Below are 16,962 nucleotides of genomic sequence, written 5' to 3' on the forward strand. Positions count from 1 at the left end.
GATGAACAGGGTCAGCACGATCGCCTTCTCGAGCTCGCCCTCGAAGCCCTGCATCGCGGTGGCGGTCATCATCTCGCCGAGGAACAGCGCGCAGAGCCAGCCCGCCCGCTTCCGGATCATCGTCAGGAAGCCGATCTCCATGTAGGGCTCGGGGAGAGCCTCCATGCCGCCGAACCGCTGCACGTCCTGCGTCTGCTTCTCGACCATCGCGTCGATCATGTCGTCGACGGTGACGATGCCGATGAGGTGCCCGACCGCGTCGACGACCGGCAGCGCCAGCAGGTCGTACTTCGAGATCAGGCGGGCGGCCTCCTCGCGACTCGCCGTGGGCGAGACCGCGAGCGGGCGCCGCCCGGCCGCGACCGAGAGCACGTTGTCCTCGGGGTTGCCCGAGATCAGGCGGCGCAGCGGCACCGCCTTGGTCAGGGCGCGGGTGCGCGGGTCGAGCACGAAGATCGCGTAGATCGTCTCGCGGGTCTTCTCGACGCGGCGGACGTGGTCCAGCGTCCGGCCCACCGTCCAGGTGCCGGGCACGCTCACGAACTCGGTGGTCATCAGCGAGCCGACGGTCTCCTCGCCGTAGGCGCTGAGCCGATCGACGGCACCGCGGGTCTCGGCGTCGAGCCGCGCCCGCAGGTCCGAGCGTCCCGGCTCCTCGATGTCGCGGAACACGTCGGTGACGCGGTCGGCCGACATGCCGGAGAGGTAGGTGGCGACGCGGTCGCGCGGCAGCATCTCGATGATGTCGGCGGCGTCATCCAGTTCCGGCTGGTCGAGCACCTCGACCGCCCGGTCGTGCGGCAGCCCGAGCAGGATCGCGGCGGCGACCTCGGGGGCCTCGGCGTTCAGCGCCTCGACGATGTCGGGCGCGCGCTCGTCCGAGAGGCGGGCGGCGAGCACCGACGGATCGACGCGCGCATCGCTCGGCGCGACCGGGTTGGGGGCCGGTTGGTTCATGGGCCTCGCCTCGCGGGCTCGGCGGCGCGCCGCTGCGGGGCGCCGGCCGCGGCCGGCGGCGCGACCGGGCCCCGCGCGGGGCCGTCAGGGGCTCAGGCGGGACGGCGGCGCGCGGCCGGGCACGGCTCGGACGATCGCTCCGGCGTGTCGCTGGGCATCGGATCTTCGTGGGGACAACGGAGCGCGCAACCGCCTCGCGTGGGCGTCGTGCGCCCCGGCGCGCGACGCGTCAAGCCGAAACCGGCGGCAGGTGGTTACGACGGATGCCGGGCCGGCACCGGCCCTGGAAAACCGCGCCGGCGGCACGATATCTCTGATGGAGACGGCGATCGTGCGCGCGATGGGCGGATCGCCGAGGCCCCGCGCGGGCCGTCCGAGCACCCTATGAGAAATATAAGTCTAGTGTCCGCTTGTATTGCGTTCAAGGGATCGCTTATGTTCCGGGCATCGAAATTCGTGAGGAGAAACGCCATGGCCTGGTCCGCCCCGATCGTTCAGGAAGTCTGCGTCGGCATGGAAGTGACGAGCTACGAGTCCGCCGAGATCGACACCTTCAACTGAGCCTGCAACCGAGCCTGCAACCGCACCTGACCGGCTCGTCGGCCTGTCGAACGGCCGGCCTGCCTTCGACGATCCAGCAAGGAGAGACATCATGACGTGGTCCGCCCCCATCGTTGCCGAGATCTGTGTCGGCATGGAAGTCACCAGCTACGAGTCGGCCGAGATCGACACCTTCAACTGAGCTGTCGCCCCGGCGACCGGACTCGAGACGCCGTCCCCCGCGGGGCGGCGTCTTGCGTTCGGGAGCCCTACGTCCCGAGCACGACGAAGCCGGACGGCCCGCGAGGGCGTCCGGCTTCGTCGTGCTCGAGGAGCGGCGTCAGAGCCGGTAGCGGATCTGGTCGGTCCAGAACCGCTCAAGGCGCCCGAGCGCGGTGTTGAGCCGGCCGAAATCGTCCTCCGAGATGCCGCCGATCGGCTGGATCGTGCGGGCGTGCTTGTCGTACAGGCCCCGGATGATGTCGTGGACCATGCGGCCCTTGTCGGTGAGGCTGATCCGCACCGAGCGGCGGTCGGTCTTCGAGCGGGCGTGGTGCAGGTAGCCGGCCTCGACGAGCTTCTTGACGTTGTAGGAGACGTTCGAGCCGAGGTAGTAGCCCTTGGTGCGCAGCTCGCTCGCGGTCAACTCCTTGTCGCCGATGTTGTAGAGCAGCAGCGCCTGGACGCTGTTGACGTCCTCGCGGCCGCGGCGCTCGAACTCGTCCTTGATCACGTCGAGGAGCCGGCGGTGCAACCGCTCGACCCGGTGCAGGGCCTCAAGGTACGGTCCGCCGGCGATGCCGGCCTCGGCGGCGGCGGCGGTATCCGGGATCTCGACAGCCTGGGACTTCATCGTGTGCCTCGCCCGATGTGTTGTGTCGGTCTGCCGGATGTCCGGCACCGCTTATGGAGCCAACCTACGGAGCGGGAATGAAAACCCCTCTAAGAGACAGGATGAATTCGCGATTTACTTCTGTCGGTAAATACAAAGTGAAGTGAAAGATGTAACTTCGCGTTTACCGCAACTCCTGCGCGGCCAGCCAAGACAAAACGAAGTAGATCACCACGGTGCTGGATTCGGCGAGCACGACGACCAGCGGCGTCTGCAGCAGTTGCGGCGTCAGGACGGCGAGCGTCAGCATCGAGGTGACCGCGAGGAGCCAGACCACGCCGCCCCAGGCGCTGGTCAGCCACAGGCCGATCGCGGCGTTGGCGTCGATCACCGCGAAGTAGACGAGCGTCGCCTGCCGGCCGAACGGCTCCAGGGCGAAGGGGCGGTGGCCCGGGACCACGTCGAGGATCGTGGCGAAGGACAGCACGCTCTTGCCGAGCCACGCCAGGGCGGTGAGGCGCATGAACCAGACCAGCACCGTGTCCCAGGTGCTCTTGGACGCGGCCGCGCCGCGCTCGATCCGGTCGCCCGGCGACTCGCCGACCGCGCTGCCGCGGGTGATCCGTCCGGGCCTGCGCATCTCAGGCGAACCGCGGCTCGGGGCCCTCGGCCGGCCCGAAGGCGGCCAGAACCGCGTCGTGATCGACGGCCTCCAGCGTCGCCGGGCGCCAGTCCGGGCGGCCATCCTTGTCGATCAGCACCGCGCGCACGCCCTCGTAGAAGTCGTGGCCGCGCATCAGGCGTGTGACGACGCGGTACTCGGCGAGCACCGCCTGCGCGAAGTCGAGGTCCGGCCCGCGGCGCATCTGCTCGCGGGCGATGTACAGGCTCGTCGGGCAGCGGGTGCGCATCAGGGCGGCGGTCTCGGCGGCGAAGGTCGAGCCGGCGGACGCTGCCGCGTCCAGCCGCCCGAGGATGTCGCGGACGCTGTCGCCCGAGAACGCGTCGTCGATCAGCCCGCGCGCGGCCACGAGCGCGCCGGCGGGCGGCCGGGCGGCGCCGGTGTCGAGGGCTTCCGCCACCGGGCCGCCGGCGGCGAGCCGGTCGAGGATCGCGTCGAAATCCCGCGCCGGCGCGAACCCGGTCGCGAGGCCGATGGCCAGGGCGTCGCCGGGCCCGACCCGGGCGCCGGTGAGCGCGAGATAGGTGCCGAGCCGGCCCGGCAGGCGGGGCAGGGCGTAGGTCATCCCGACATCGGGAAACAGCCCGATGCCGACCTCGGGCATCGCGAAGACGTAGGCCTCGGCGGCGACGCGGTGCGCCCCGTGCAGCGAGATGCCGGCGCCGCCGCCCATCACCACGCCCGCGATCAGCGCGACGAGGGGCTTGGGATAGGCCTGCATCCGCACGACGAGGCGGTATTCCGCCGCCCAGAACGCGAACACGTCGTCGAGGCGCCCGGCCCGGCCGAGCGCGTAGACGTGGCGGACATCGCCGCCGGCGCAGAACGCCCGCCCGCCGGCGCCGCGGATCGCCACGCGCGTGACGCCGTCGTCCGCCTCCCAGGCGTCGAGCTGCCGGTGCAGCGCGCCGATCATCCCGAGCGAGAGCGCGTTCAGCGCGCCCGGCCGGTCGAGGGTGACGAGGCCGAGGCGCCCGCGCCGCTCGAACCGGATCTCGTCGTCGGCCGGTTCCGCTCCGCTCACGGTCTTCGATCCCCTCGCCGCACGTTCGATGAAGCGCGGTTAGAGGCCGCGCCGGCCGTCCCGTCAACGCGCAGGGCGACCGCGCGGGGCGCGGGCGTGCCTCGGCCGGCCGTCGCGCGCCCACCGACGGTCCGCTCCGGGCCCGTGGCAGGGCTTATCTGCCCATCACCTGAGCGGCCTTCGCGCAGGGCCGGACCGTTTAAGGCTTCGTTAGGCACGACGCTGGTAAGGGACGAGCCGGAAACGGAACCAGGTGCGGAGCCATGGCGACGGTAGCAGGGGGGACGACCTTGTCCACGAGCCCGGTCGCTGCCGGGGCTGCGACGGGCGCGGCCCGGACGGAGGCCGGCCCTACGGGCACGCGCGCATCTGCCGAGTCCAGCCCTGCCGGATCCAGCCCCGCCAAAGCCGGCCCTGCCGTCGCCTTCGACCTCAGCGCCGCCGCCAGGACGCAGCTTGCCAGGCTGGCCGCGTCCTCCGGGACTGGAACCGGCGGCGTGGCGGGCAGCGACGCCGTCAGGTCGTTCGACGAGGTCGTTCAGGACCGCACGACGGCGTTGGCGGACACGCTCGGCGCGAGATTGCGGAACCTGGGTATCCCGCAGGACGAGCCGATCAAACTGAAACTCGACGACATCGGCCGCGTCACGACCGACAGCCCGTACAAGGAGAAGATCGAGACGTTGTTCAAGGACGACCCGGACCTGGCCAAGGCGTTCAAGGATGTCGCAGGGCTCAACGCGATGAAGGCGGCGCAGAAGGCGCTGGAGGCTTACGAGACGGAGCGGAAGGCGGCCAGGGACGACGACGCGCGCGATGCGGCCTACGGCCGCTACACGGCGCGGCTGATGAGATCGCAAGAACTGTCGGGAACGATGACGCTCGAGGACGGGACGTTGCGCTCGGCCAGCGTCGGGTTCATGGCGAAGTCGCTCGGCGAGGCCGCACCGGCCGAGGTACCGGTCAAGGCCGGCGCGAAGGCCGAGCAGGCCGCCGCGCAGCGGGTCTCGCGCACGGTGTAGGCCGTGGCAGGCGCGAACGCCTCGCCCTCCGCCCAGCGCACACGGCGGCGCATCGGCCGCAGTGGGATGGCGCGTCGGGGCACGGCCCGCGGCGGGCGGGCCCGAGCGGACGAAAGCCGCCGCGGCCGGATAATGACGGGCGCGGTCACGCCGGCTTCGCCGCCCCGGCAAGTCATGCTAGGCCCCGCGCTCCGCCAACAGGCCCGAGCGAGTGCCTCATGTCCGACGACACGCCCCAGCCCCGGCCGCTCGCCGTCGAGACCGCGCGGGAGAGCGCCCGGGCCGAGGGGCTGAAGATCACCCAGCGCCCGCGGCGCAACCGCAAGGCCGACTGGTCGCGCCGGCTCGTGCGCGAGCATACGCTCACCGTCGACGACCTGATCTGGCCGATGTTCGTGATCGAGGGGACGCGGCGGCGCGAGCCGATCGCGTCCATGCCCGGCGTCGAGCGCCTCAGCGTCGACGAGGTCGTGCGCGAGGCCGAGCGCGCGGCACGCCTCGGCATCCCGGCGGTGTCGTTCTTCCCCTACACCGAGGTGGCTCTGCGCGACCCCACCGGCTCCGAGGCGCTCAACCGCGAAAACCTCGTGTGTCGGGCGGTGCGGGCGGTGAAGCAGGCGGTGCCGCAGGTCGGCGTGATGACCGACGTGGCGCTCGACCCCTACACCAGCCACGGCCATGACGGCCTGCTCTCCGACGGCGCGATCCTCAACGACGAGACCGTGGCGCTGCTCGTCGAGCAGAGCCTGATCCAGGCCGAGGCCGGCACCGACATCATCGCGCCCTCCGACATGATGGACGGGCGCGTCGGCGCGATCCGCGCCGGCCTCGACAAGGCTGGCTTCCTCGACGTGCAGATCATGGCCTACGCGGCGAAATACGCGAGCGCGTTCTACGGCCCGTTCCGCGACGCCATCGGCACGCAGGCGGCGCTGGTGGGCGACAAGCGCACCTACCAGATGGACCCCGGCAACGGCCTGGAGGCGCTGCGCGAGGTGGCGCTGGACCTGGAGGAGGGCGCCGACTCGGTGATGGTCAAGCCCGGCCTGCCCTATCTCGACATCATCCGCCGGGTGAAGGACCAGTTCGGCGTGCCGACCTTCGCCTATCAGGTCTCGGGCGAGTACGCGATGATCGAGGCAGCCAGCCGCAACGGCTGGCTCGACGGCGAGCGCGCGATGGTCGAGAGCCTGCTCGCCTTTAAGCGCGCCGGCGCCGACGGCGTGCTGACCTACTACGCCCCCCGCGTCGCCGAGCGGCTGCGCGCCGGGGCGTGAGGCGGCCTCCCGACGCGCGGCGGTTTCCCGGCCTGCGACGTCTTGCGGGCGGGCTCGCCGTCGGCGCCCTGGTCGGATTCCTCGGCGGTCTGGCCGCCTGCGAGAGCGCGGTGCAACGGCAGCGCCTCGACACCTGCCGCCGCGCGGTCCCCGCGCTCGCACCGTCCGGCACGAGCGTGACGCTCCTGCGCGCCGGCACCGGGTCGGCGCCGGACAGCGTCCGCGTCGACTACGCCGCGGGGCCCCGCCGGCACTGGGCGCTGTGCCGCTTCAACGCGGGCGCCGTCCTCACCGGGGTCTCGACCGACCGCACCATCCTGTCGGACGCCGCGCTCTACCTGCTGAAACGCTACTACCTCGACACGCCGGACGCCGCCGCGCCCGGACCGGCCGCGCCCTGAGCCGGCCATCTTGAGCCGGCGGATCGGCACACCCACCTATGCGGCGTCCACACTTCCTTTCAGGATGCGACGCCATGCTGAACCGCGACACCGGCTACGCCCGACCGCTCGACGCCCCCGGCTACCTCCTGCCCGCGACGATGCCGGCCGTCCGCGCGAGCCTGGGCGGACGCACGGTGGCCTACCTGCTCGACATCCTGTTCATCCTCGGCTTCACCGCGCTGCTGTGGCTGGCGATCGCGATCGTCGGCCTCGTCACCTTCGGGCTCGGCTGGACGCTGTTCGCGATCCTGCCGGCGAGCGGGGTGATCTACAGCGCGCTCACCGTCGGCGGCGCGCGCCAGGGCACGCTCGGCATGCGCATGATGGGCCTGCGCGTGATCGCCCCCGAGAGCGGCGCGCGGATCGACCTGATCACCGCGGCGGTGCACGCGCTGCTGTTCTACGTCGCGGTCTCGACCTTCCTGCTGTGGCTCGTCGACCTCGCCTTCGGGCTGGCCCGCGGCGACCGCCGCCTCGGGCACGACCTGCTGCTCGGTCTCGCGGTGGTGCGCGCCGGCTGAGCGCGTCCCCGCGTCGAAATTGTCGGCGCGGGGAAGCCGGCAACCCATTGAGCGCGGCCGCGGCGGCGTTACACTGATGCTCGCGGCCCGGCGACGAGACCGGTGGCGAGAGGGCAGCTTGAAGCGTGACGAGCCACCCGCGCGATACGCCGCAATTCTACCTGACGGCGCCGTCGAGCTGCCCCTACCTGCCGGGGCAGGAGGAGCGGAAGGTGTTCACGCACCTCGTCGGCCGCCGCGCCCGCGACCTCAACGAGATCCTGACGCAAGGGGGCTTCCGCCGCTCGCAGACCATCGCGTACCGGCCGGCCTGCGAGACTTGCCGCGCCTGCATCTCGGTGCGCGTGGTGGTGGCGGATTTCGTGCCCAGCGGCAGCCAGCGCCGGATCGTGGCCCGCAACGTCGACCTCGTCGGCACGCCGGAGCCGAACCGCCCGGCCTCCGAGCAGTACGCCCTGTTCCGCCGCTACCTCGACGCCCGCCACGGCGACGGCGGCATGGTCGACATGACGGTGCTCGACTACGCGATGATGATCGAGGACAGCCACGTCGACACCCACCTCGTGGCCTATCGCCGCCGCGGCCCCGACACGGCGATCCACGGCCGCGGCGTCGGCGGCCTGGTCGCGCTCTGCCTCACCGACGTGCTCTCAGACGGCCTGTCGATGGTCTACTCGTTCTACGACCCGGCCGAGGCGCACCGGAGCCTCGGCACCTTCATGATCCTCGACCACATCCGGCGAGCCCGCGAGATGGGCCTGCCGTACCTCTACCTCGGCTACTGGGTCGAGGGCTCGCGCAAGATGGACTACAAGGCCCGCTTCCTGCCCCAGGAGCGGCTGATGCCGCAGGGCTGGGTGCGGGCGCAATAGGCCCGCACCCCGTGCCCGTCGTTCAGAACCGCGCGATGATCTGCGCGCGGATCGTGCGCGGCGCGCCCGGCGAGAGGTTGTTGTTGTTGTCGGCGGTGGCGATGTAGCGCCGGTCTAACAGGTTCTCGATGTTCACCTGGGCGCCGACGGACTCGTTCACCTGATAGAACAGCCCGAGATCGAAGCGGGTGTAGCCGGGCAGCCGCACCGTGTTGTCCGACGACGCGAAGGTGTGCGTGTAGTTGAGCACGCCGACGCCGACCGAGAACTGCTTCGTGATCTCGAACTTGTTCCACAGGGTGATGGCGTTGATCGGCACGAGGCCGACGGTGTTGCCGGAGACGATGGTGGCCGAGGTGGCGCTGGCGATGCGCGCGTCGGTGAGCGCGTAGCCGCCCGCGATCTGCCACCCGTCGGTGACGTAGCCGTTGGCGCCGATCTCCAGCCCCTGCGTGCTCGTCCGGCCCGACAGGATGAAGAAGCCGGGGTTGTTCGGGTCGGCGAGCCGCTGGTTGAAGCGGTCGAGGTTGTAGATCGCGCCGGTGAGCTGGAAGCTCGGCGACACGTCGAGCTTCACGCCGACCTCGGTGTTCTCGAACTTCTCGGGCTGGGCGATGACGAGCCCTTGCGTGAAGGTGCCGATCTGGTCGCCGGCGGAGGGCAGGTAGGACACGCTGTAGCTGCCGTAGAGGGCGAGGTTCGCCAGCGGCTTCAGCACGAGGCCGGCGCGCGGCGAGATCGGATCGTCGATGCGGGCGTTGGTCGCCAACGTGCGCCGGTCGGTCGAGGCGAAGTCGAAGTGGTCGTAGCGCAGGCCGCCGACGACCTGCAGCCAGTCGGTGATCTCGATCTGGTCCTGCGCGTAGACCGCGGCGAGGCCGAGGTCGTAGCGCGCGTTGGCATCCGAGCCGCCGTTGTTGCGGAACGTGATCGGCGTCCGGGTGATCGGCGCGAGCGGGTTGACCGTGACGCTGGTAACGAGGTTGTTGAAGAAGGCCGACTGGCGGAAGACCACGCCCTCCTGGTAGCCGAGCTCGAATCCGGCCAGCAGCGTGTGCCTGATGCCGCCGGTGAGGAACGTGTAGGTGAAGTCGTTCTGGCCGAAGTAGTTGCGCCGGTCGGTATCGTTGCGGTAGCCGGTGATCGACACGGCCGTGCCGGCGTTGTTGACGGCGCCGCCCGGCAGCGTGTTGACGTAGTACCGCTCGTAGTCGGCAAAGCGCAACTGGCTGTGCAGCTCGACGCCGGACTCGAAGCGGTGGTCGAGGGTCGCGGTGGCGATGTTGGCATCGACCTTGGTGAAGTTCACGTCCGGGTTGCCGAAGAAGGTCCGGATGTTGTCCCGGTAGCGGTAGGGCCGGCCGAACTGCGAGGGGATGCCGCGGTCGGGGAAGCGGTCGTCGTGGAAATACTCGTAGGACAGCTTGAGCGTCGTCTGCGGATCGATGAGGAAGGTCATCGTCGGGTTGAGGCCGTAGCGGTGCAGGTCGCCGAACTGGCGGTAGGTGCCCGAATCCTCGGCGACGGCGTTGAGGCGGAAGAACATGCCGTCGCTGATCCGGTCGCCGACATCGACCGCGACGCGCTTGTCGCCGAACTGGCCGCCGCCCGCCACGATCTCGCGGACGCGATACCCATCGGCCTCCTTGAGCACGCGGTTGACCACGCCGCCGCCGCCGCCGCGCCCGAAGATCAGCGAGTCGGGCCCCTTCAGCACCTCGATCCTCTGGATGTTGTACAGGTCGCGGTAATACTGCACGTCGTCGCGGACGCCGTTGACGTAGAAGTCCGCGCTGGTGCTCTGGCCGCGGATGATGAGCTGGTCGCGGTTGTTCTCGCCCTGCGCCGGGATCAGCCCGGGCACGTAGCGCAACTGCTCGGTGAGGTTCTGGACGTTCTGGTCGAGCACCTGCTCGCGCGTCACGATCGTGATCGATTGCGGCGTGTCGATCAGCGCCGTGTCGGTCTTCGTCGCGCTGCGGGTGCGCTTGGTCAGGTAGCCGACGGTGTCGCCCGCCCCCTCGACGCTGAGCTGGTCCAGCGTCACCGCGGTCCCGCCCGGCGCCGGCGCATCGCGCAGGGTCTGCGCACCGGCCGCCTGCGTCAGGAACGACGTGCCGAGCAGCGCCGCGAGCAGGCGCGGCGAGGGTCCCTTCTTCATGACGACGAACTCCGAACCGAATCTTTCTTCGAGCGCCGCGCCGCGCCGGCCTCGGCACCCGCGACGGTTCGGCTTTGCGTGTCGTCCGGGACGGCACAAGAGCCGTACCGGAACGCCGAAAGACTATCTTTTCGATGCGTTCTAAGAACGTGTGTAATCTCGTGCCTAAGACGAGGCGGCCATTTGCGAAAGATTGGCCTCCCTCGACTTGGATTTGTTCCAGATTGCTTCCCGGTTGTGACGACTTGGTGCCGAAATACAACAGCGGGCGGAGCGGCCGCCACCGGCTCGCGTTGAGCCGCCCTGGCCGTCGTGCTAGGCGCGCGGCCTGGCCTGTCCGTAGATCGGCCGGTTCGCAGACGAGACGCCGATGATCCCCCGCTACAGCCGCCCCGCGATGACGGCGATCTGGTCGCCCGAGACCCGCTTCCGGATCTGGTTCGAGATCGAGGCGCATGCCACGACCGCCCTGGCCGAGATCGGCGTTGTGCCGAAGGCGGCCGCGGACATGATCTGGGCGAAGGGCCGCGACGCGGTGTTCGACGTCGCCCGCATCGACGCGATCGAGGCGGTGACCAAGCACGATGTCATCGCCTTCCTCACGCATCTCGCCGAGATCGTCGGGCCCGAGGCGCGCTTCGTCCACCAGGGCATGACCTCGTCCGACGTGCTCGACACCTGCCTCAACGTGCAACTGGTCCGCGCCGCCGACATCCTGATCGCCGACATCGACGCGCTGCTCGCCGCGCTCAAGCGCCGGGCGCTGGAGCACAAGTGGACCCCGACCATCGGCCGCTCGCACGGCATCCACGCCGAGCCCGTCACCTTCGGCCTCAAGCTCGCCCAGGCCTACGCCGAGTTCGCCCGCGCACGCGGGCGCCTCGTCCTGGCGCGGGAGGAGGTCGCCACCTGCGCGATCTCCGGCGCGGTCGGCACCTTCGCCAACATCGACCCGCGGGTGGAGGACTACGTCGCGCAACAGATGGGCCTGACGCCCGAGCCGGTCTCGACGCAAGTTGTCCCGCGCGACCGCCACGCGATGTTCTTTGCAACACTCGCCGTGATCGCCTCGTCGCTGGAGCGGCTTTCGATCGAGGTGCGCCATCTCCAGCGCACCGAAGTGCTGGAGGCGGAGGAGTTCTTCTCGGAGGGGCAGAAGGGTTCCTCGGCGATGCCGCACAAGCGCAACCCGGTGCTCACCGAGAACATCACCGGGCTGGCGCGCATGGTGCGGGCCTACGCGCTGCCGGCGATGGAGAACGTCGCGCTCTGGCACGAGCGCGACATCTCGCACTCCTCGGTGGAGCGGATGATCGGCCCGGACGCCACCATCACCCTCGACTTCGCGCTGGCGCGGATGACGGGCGTGATCGACAAGCTGCTGGTCTACCCGGCCGCCATGCAGAAGAACCTCGACCGGCTCGGCGGCCTCGTGCACTCGCAGCGCGTGCTGCTGGCGCTGACGCAGGCCGGCGTGTCGCGGGACGACGCCTACCGCCTCGTCCAGCGCAACGCGATGCCGGTCTGGCGCGGCGAGGGCGACTTCTTGCAACTTCTCAAGGCGGATGCGGACGTCGCCGCGGCGCTGACGCCGGAGCAGATCGAGGCGTGCTTCGACCTCGGCTACCACTTCAAGCACGTCGACACGATCTTTGCGCGGGTGTTCGGCAAAGCCTGAGACGAAGCCTGAGACCCCGCACGAATCCTGCTTGAGCCGATCTTTACAGCGCAAGAACACGAGGCATCCGCCGTGGCGTCACCCCGCATCGTCTACCTCAACGGCGACTTCCTGCCCCTCGATCAGGCCCGCGTGCCGGTGATGGACCGCGGCTTCCTGTTCGCGGACGGGATCTACGAAGTCTCGGCGGTGATCGACGGGCGGCTCGTGGACAACGCGGCGCATCTGGCCCGCCTCGACCGGTCGCTCGCCGAGATCGGCATCCGCAACCCGCACGAGGCGGCCGCGTGGGAGCGGCTTCAGACCGAGCTCGTCGCGCGGAACGGCGTGGCCGAGGGGCTGGTCTACATGCAGGTGACGCGCGGCGTGTTCGAGCGCGACTTCGCCTTCCCGCCGGCAGGCACGGCGCCCACCGTGATGATGTTCACGCAAGCCAAGGCCGTGATCGCCAACCCGCTCGCCGGGACCGGCGCCAGGATCGTCACCGTCGAGGACCTGCGCTGGAAGCGGCGCGACATCAAGTCGGTGGCGCTGCTCGCCCAGGTGCTCGCCAAGCAGGCCGCGGTGGAGGCCGGCGTCGCGGAAGCCTGGATGGTCGAGGACGGCGCGGTCACCGAGGGCTCGTCCTCCACCGCCTTCATCGCGACGCAGGACGGGCGCCTCGTCACCCGCCCGCTGTCGACCGCGCTGCTGCCCGGCATCACCCGCGCGGCGGTGATGACGCTTGCCGCGGAGGCGGATCTGCGCGTCGAGGAGCGTTTGTTCTCCGTCGCGGAGGCATATGCCGCGGCCGAGGCGTTCTACACCAGCGCCTCGGCCTTCGTGATGCCGGTGATCGCCATCGACGGACGCACGATCGGCGACGGGCGGCCCGGGCCGCTGACGCGGCGCCTGCGCGACCTCTACGTCGCCATGGCGCGGGCGGCCTGAGACCGGGGCAGGAACGGTTTCCGCGGGCTCGTGTTCCCCTCCCGACCGTCACCGAGAGGGAGGCTCCACGTTGTCCAAGGTCCTGACAGGGCTCGCCGCCGCCGCATTCGGCCTGATCGCCGGCGCGGCGCTCGCCCAGAACCCCGACGCGCCCCTGCGCGGCCGCGACACCGATCCGGTGCTGCCGCCCCAGAACCAGACGCCGCCCGACCGCGTCCGCCCGAGCGCCGACGCGCCGCCGGCCGATTCCAACCTCAGCGACAAGCTCCGGAAGAGCGACGGCATCATCAGGCCGCCGGCCGACACGGCGCCCGGCATGGTGGTGACGCCGCCCGACCCGAACCCCGGCGCGATGCCGGTGATCCGGCCCGGCACCGAGGCCAAGTAGGCGCCGCAAGTAAGGCGCCGCGCCCGGCCGGGCCGGCCGGCCCCCGCCGCCCGGCATCCCTGCTGCGGCCTTGCTTGATTTCCCTGCCCGGATCGCGGAAACACCCTCACGGCAACGGGTTTTCCCGCGCGGCGAAAAGCCGGGCGCCCGGAAACGGGCCACGGGTCTGAAGGCAGGCATGGCGAACGTCGTCGTCGTAGGCGCCCAGTGGGGCGATGAGGGCAAGGGCAAGATCGTCGACTGGCTCTCCGAGCAGGCCGACATCGTGGTGCGTTTCCAGGGCGGCCACAATGCCGGCCACACGCTGGTCGTCGACGGCGTCACCTACAAGCTCGCGCTGCTGCCCTCGGGCGTGGTGCGCGGGGGCAAGCTCTCGGTGATCGGCAACGGCGTCGTCGTCGATCCCTGGCATCTCGTCGACGAGATCGCGCGCATCCGGGCGCAGGGCGTCGAGGTCTCGCCGAAGTCGCTGCGGATCGCCGACAACGCCACGCTGATCCTGCCGCTGCACCGCGAGCTCGACCATTTTCGCGAGAGCGCCGACGCGGCGCTCAAGATCGGCACGACCAAGCGCGGCATCGGCCCGGCCTACGAGGACAAGGTCGGCCGGCGCGCGATCCGCGTCGTGGACCTGGCCGATGCCGGTACGCTGCCCGCCAAGATCGAGCGGGTGCTCGTCCACCACAACGCGCTCCGCCGCGGCCTCGGCATCGTCGAGGTCGATGCCGCCGCGCTGCTCGCCGAGCTGAAGGCGATCGCGCCGTCCATCCTGCCCTACGCCTGCCCGGTCTGGGCGCTGCTCGACGAGGAGCGGCGCGCGGGCAAGCGCATCCTGTTCGAGGGCGCGCAGGGCGCGCTGCTCGACGTCGATCACGGCACCTATCCGTTCGTCACCTCGTCGAACATCGTCGCGGCGCAGGCCGCCACCGGCTCCGGCCTCGGGCCCGGCGCGATCGGCTACGTGCTCGGCATCGCCAAGGCCTACACCACCCGCGTCGGGGAAGGGCCGTTCCCGACCGAGCTGTTCGACGCGGTCGGCGAGACCATCGGCACCAGGGGCCGCGAGTTCGGCGTCAACACCGGGCGCAAGCGCCGCTGCGGCTGGTTCGACGCGGTGCTGGTGCGCCAGACCGTGCGGACCTCAGGCATCGACGGCATCGCCCTGACCAAGCTCGACATCCTCGACGGCTTCGAGACGATCGAGGTCTGCACCGGCTATCGGCTGGACGGCGAGCATCTCGACCACCTGCCCGCGAGCCAGGCGGCGCAAGCGCGGGTCGCGCCGATCTACGAGACCATCCCCGGCTGGTCGGAGACGACCGCCGGCGCCCGCTCCTGGGCCGACCTGCCGGCCCAGGCGATCAAGTACGTGCGCCGGATCGAGGAGCTGGTCGGCTGCCCCGTCGCGCTGCTCTCGACCTCGCCGGAGCGCGACGACACCATCCTGATGCACAACCCGTTCGAGGATTGATCCGCCGGCCGGCGCGCGGCGCGGACGGCGCGCGGTCCGGGCGGCGGCGGGTGACGACACGAGGGGCGGCGCGCGTGCGGGCCGTCTCGCCCCTGGGAGACGGCGGACTGCAGGCGACATGGCCGATTACTACCCGCTGCTGGCGCGCGCCCTCGACGCGCTGCCCGACCGCACGCCCGCGATGCGCAAGGCGGTGTACGAGCGCGCGCGCAACGCCCTGATCGGCCAGCTCCGCTCCCTCGAGCCGCCGCTGCCGGAGGCGGACATCGAGCTGGAGCGCAAGGCGCTCGACAACGCGATCGGCCGCCTGGAGACCGATTACGGCGCGCCGCCCGCGGCCCCGGTCGCCGGGGCGCTGCCGGAACCGCTTCCCACGCCCGCTGCCACGCCCGATCCGGTCCCGCCTGCGCCCCCGCTTGCCCCGCCGCCCGGCGTGCCCAATCCCCGTGTCGGCACGGCGGAGCCACCGGAGGCGGTCCTGCCGCCGGCCCCGCCGCCGAGCTTCCTCCCTCCCGCGGAGCCGGAGCCCGCCGCGCCGCCGCGCGAGGCGGCTGTGCCAATCGCGGCGCGCCGGGCGAAGGCCCCGGAGCCGGCGATGGCGCCGGAGCCGGCCGCATCGGCCGATGCGGTCCCCGGCCTTGCGGCCGCTCCCGATCCCGCAGGCGCCCGCCGGCGCCCGCGCATCGACGTGGTAGCCCCTCGCGGCGGCCGCTCGCGGCTCCTGCGCAACGCCTTCGTCGGCGTCGTCCTCGCGGCGGTGATCGGCCTGATCGCGGTCGCCGCCTTCCTGCTGCGCGACAGGCCGGCCGGGCTCCAGCCCGGCGCGTCCGAGGCTGCCGACAGCCAGCCCTCCGACGCGGCCGACGCGAAGTTTTCGGACCGGATCGGCGGCGAGGCGGCGCCGAAGGAGCGCCCGCCCGCCGGTTCGATCAACGGCATGGCGCCGACCGGCCAGCGTGCGCCGACAGGTCCCACGGCACAGCCGGACCTCGCCGTCGCGCAGCGCGCGGTGCTGATCGAGGAGAACGTCGCCGCCCCGAACGCCGCGCCGGCTTCGAGCCTCGGCCGCGTGGTCTGGCGCCTCGATTCCGTGGCCGGCGAGCAGGGCCAGCCCCTCGAGACGGCGATCGTCGCCAACGTCGCCTTCCCGGACGCGGGGCTCTCGCTGGTGATGACGATCCAGCGCAACCTCGACCAGACCCTGCCGGCCTCGCACACCATCAGCCTCGTCTTCGCCGGTACGGGCCCGGAGGGCGAGAAGCGCGCGGTGCAGGATGTCGGCCTGCTCCAGGCCAAGGATGCCGAGAACGCCCGCGGTTCGCCGGTCTCCGGCCTGCCGGTGCGCGTGCGCGAGAACCTGTTCCTGATCGGCCTGTCGTCGCTGCGCGGCGACATCGACCGCAACACCGACCTCCTGCTGCACCGGCCGTGGTTCGACCTCGCCATCCGCTACGCCGGCGGCCAGCGCGCGGTGCTCACCTTCGAGGTCGGGATCTCCGGCACGCAGGCGCTGCAGGGCGCCTTCGACCAGTGGCGCTGACCGCGCGCGCCTGGGGCGTCCGGGACGGCGCGGCCGCTCACGCCCCGGCGCGCGGCAGTTCGCGGGTGGCGAGGTTGCGCTTGACCGCCTCCTGCACCTTCTCGAAGGCCCGCACCTCGATCTGACGCACCCGCTCGCGCGAGACGCCGAACTCGCCGGACAGGTCTTCGAGAGTGATCGGGTCGTCGGCGAGCCGCCGGGCCTCGAAGATCCGACGCTCGCGCACGTTGAGCACGCCGAGCGCGTCGCGCAGAGCCGAGAGGCGGTTCTGCCCCTCCTGCTCGCCCGCGAGCACCGTCTCCTGGCTCGGGCTGTTGTCCACGAGCCAGTCCTGCCACTCGCCCTCGCCCTCCTCGCGCAAGGGGGCGTTGAGCGAGGTGTCGCCGGACAGGCGCCGGTTCATGTCGATCACGTCCTGCTCGGGCACGCCGAGGCGGGTCGCGATCTGCGCGACCTGATCGGGCTTGAGGTCGCCCTCCTCGAGCGCCGAGATCTTGCCCTTGGCCTTGCGCAGGTTGAAGAACAGCTTCTTCTGGTTGGCGGTGGTGCCCATCTTCACGAGCGACCACGAGCGCAGGATGTATTCCTGGATCGCCGCCTTGATCCACCACATCGCGTAGGTGG

The 16,962-nt window shown here is 71.2% G+C and carries 18 protein-coding genes; 12 read left to right on the top strand and 6 right to left on the bottom strand.

What is annotated here, in order from left to right:
* Window positions 1-957: magnesium transporter (locus ACFE86_RS14675; RefSeq protein WP_375456067.1), on the bottom strand; the 957-nt coding region annotated here is incomplete at its 3' end.
* A gap of 471 nt (window positions 958-1,428) precedes the next feature.
* Here ACFE86_RS14675 and pqqA (ACFE86_RS14680) point away from each other — a divergent pair.
* Together pqqA (ACFE86_RS14680) and pqqA (ACFE86_RS14685) are read left to right on the top strand one after the other, a co-directional pair.
* Entirely contained in the window at window positions 1,429-1,518 is a 90-nt protein-coding gene (gene pqqA, locus ACFE86_RS14680) for a pyrroloquinoline quinone precursor peptide PqqA (protein WP_147727216.1), read from the top strand.
* Window positions 1,519-1,609: 91 nt separating this feature from the next.
* Window positions 1,610-1,699: a pyrroloquinoline quinone precursor peptide PqqA gene (gene pqqA, locus ACFE86_RS14685; protein ID WP_375456068.1), complete on the top strand. Its 90-nt coding sequence runs from the start codon at window positions 1,610-1,612 to the stop codon at window positions 1,697-1,699.
* Window positions 1,700-1,837: 138 nt separating this feature from the next.
* Here pqqA (ACFE86_RS14685) and ldtR read toward each other — a convergent pair whose 3' ends face one another.
* The 3 genes from ldtR to ACFE86_RS14700 all read right to left on the bottom strand — a co-directional run bounded on the left by ldtR (window position 1,838) and on the right by ACFE86_RS14700 (window position 4,035).
* Window positions 1,838-2,350, bottom strand: coding sequence for a transcriptional regulator LdtR (ldtR, locus tag ACFE86_RS14690; RefSeq protein ID WP_375456069.1), 513 nt, complete (start codon window positions 2,348-2,350; stop codon window positions 1,838-1,840).
* A 163-nt stretch (window positions 2,351-2,513) separates the two neighbouring features.
* Window positions 2,514-2,969, bottom strand: coding sequence for a DUF6163 family protein (locus ACFE86_RS14695; protein ID WP_375456070.1), 456 nt, complete (start codon window positions 2,967-2,969; stop codon window positions 2,514-2,516).
* Window position 2,970: 1 nt separating this feature from the next.
* The gene (locus tag ACFE86_RS14700; RefSeq protein ID WP_375456071.1) at window positions 2,971-4,035 is read right to left on the bottom strand and encodes an enoyl-CoA hydratase/isomerase family protein; all 1,065 of its coding nucleotides are present in this window, start codon (window positions 4,033-4,035) and stop codon (window positions 2,971-2,973) included.
* 497 nt (window positions 4,036-4,532) lie between these two features.
* On the opposite strand from ACFE86_RS14700, the gene ACFE86_RS14705 reads away from it, so the two are divergent.
* The 5 genes from ACFE86_RS14705 (at window position 4,533) to ACFE86_RS14725 (ending at window position 8,170) form a co-directional block, all read left to right on the top strand.
* A complete protein-coding gene (locus ACFE86_RS14705) occupies window positions 4,533-5,057 on the top strand; it encodes a hypothetical protein (protein ID WP_375456072.1) in 525 nt (174 codons plus the stop codon).
* Between the two features lie 218 nt (window positions 5,058-5,275).
* The gene (gene hemB / locus ACFE86_RS14710; RefSeq protein ID WP_375456073.1) at window positions 5,276-6,334 is read left to right on the top strand and encodes a porphobilinogen synthase; all 1,059 of its coding nucleotides are present in this window, start codon (window positions 5,276-5,278) and stop codon (window positions 6,332-6,334) included.
* The gene (locus ACFE86_RS14715) at window positions 6,331-6,735 is read left to right on the top strand and encodes a hypothetical protein (RefSeq protein WP_375456074.1); all 405 of its coding nucleotides are present in this window, start codon (window positions 6,331-6,333) and stop codon (window positions 6,733-6,735) included. Before hemB ends, ACFE86_RS14715 begins: the two co-directional genes overlap by 4 nt.
* A 74-nt stretch (window positions 6,736-6,809) precedes the next feature.
* On the top strand, window positions 6,810-7,298 hold the full coding sequence (locus ACFE86_RS14720) for an RDD family protein (RefSeq protein ID WP_375456075.1): 489 nt from the start codon (window positions 6,810-6,812) through the stop codon (window positions 7,296-7,298).
* 125 nt (window positions 7,299-7,423) lie between these two features.
* Window positions 7,424-8,170 carry an arginyltransferase gene (locus ACFE86_RS14725; protein WP_375456076.1) on the top strand — a complete coding sequence of 249 codons (747 nt, stop codon included), beginning with the start codon at window positions 7,424-7,426 and terminating at the stop codon, window positions 8,168-8,170.
* A gap of 22 nt (window positions 8,171-8,192) precedes the next feature.
* Here the strand turns inward: ACFE86_RS14725 and ACFE86_RS14730 are convergent, their stop codons facing one another.
* Complete coding sequence (locus ACFE86_RS14730) at window positions 8,193-10,331, bottom strand: TonB-dependent receptor (protein ID WP_375456077.1); 2,139 nt, start codon at window positions 10,329-10,331, stop codon at window positions 8,193-8,195.
* Between the two features lie 370 nt (window positions 10,332-10,701).
* Between ACFE86_RS14730 and purB the strand changes: the two genes are divergently transcribed.
* The 5 genes from purB (at window position 10,702) to ACFE86_RS14755 (ending at window position 16,338) form a co-directional block, all read left to right on the top strand.
* Window positions 10,702-12,009 carry an adenylosuccinate lyase gene (gene purB, locus ACFE86_RS14735; RefSeq protein ID WP_375456078.1) on the top strand — a complete coding sequence of 436 codons (1,308 nt, stop codon included), beginning with the start codon at window positions 10,702-10,704 and terminating at the stop codon, window positions 12,007-12,009.
* Between the two features lie 72 nt (window positions 12,010-12,081).
* Window positions 12,082-12,939: a D-amino-acid transaminase gene (locus tag ACFE86_RS14740; protein WP_375456079.1), complete on the top strand. Its 858-nt coding sequence runs from the start codon at window positions 12,082-12,084 to the stop codon at window positions 12,937-12,939.
* Between the two features lie 70 nt (window positions 12,940-13,009).
* Entirely contained in the window at window positions 13,010-13,327 is a 318-nt protein-coding gene (locus ACFE86_RS14745; RefSeq protein ID WP_375456080.1) for a hypothetical protein, read from the top strand.
* 178 nt (window positions 13,328-13,505) lie between these two features.
* Window positions 13,506-14,798 (top strand): adenylosuccinate synthase, encoded by a 1,293-nt coding sequence (locus ACFE86_RS14750; protein ID WP_375456081.1) that lies wholly within the window; start codon window positions 13,506-13,508, stop codon window positions 14,796-14,798.
* A gap of 118 nt (window positions 14,799-14,916) precedes the next feature.
* Window positions 14,917-16,338 (top strand): histidine kinase, encoded by a 1,422-nt coding sequence (locus ACFE86_RS14755; protein ID WP_375456082.1) that lies wholly within the window; start codon window positions 14,917-14,919, stop codon window positions 16,336-16,338.
* Between the two features lie 37 nt (window positions 16,339-16,375).
* Here the strand turns inward: ACFE86_RS14755 and ACFE86_RS14760 are convergent.
* On the bottom strand, window positions 16,376-16,962 hold a 587-nt coding region (locus ACFE86_RS14760), incomplete at its 5' end, for a sigma-70 family RNA polymerase sigma factor (protein WP_375456083.1).

The organism is uncultured Methylobacterium sp. (assembly GCF_964244095.1).
Lineage (GTDB): Bacteria > Pseudomonadota > Alphaproteobacteria > Rhizobiales > Beijerinckiaceae > Methylobacterium.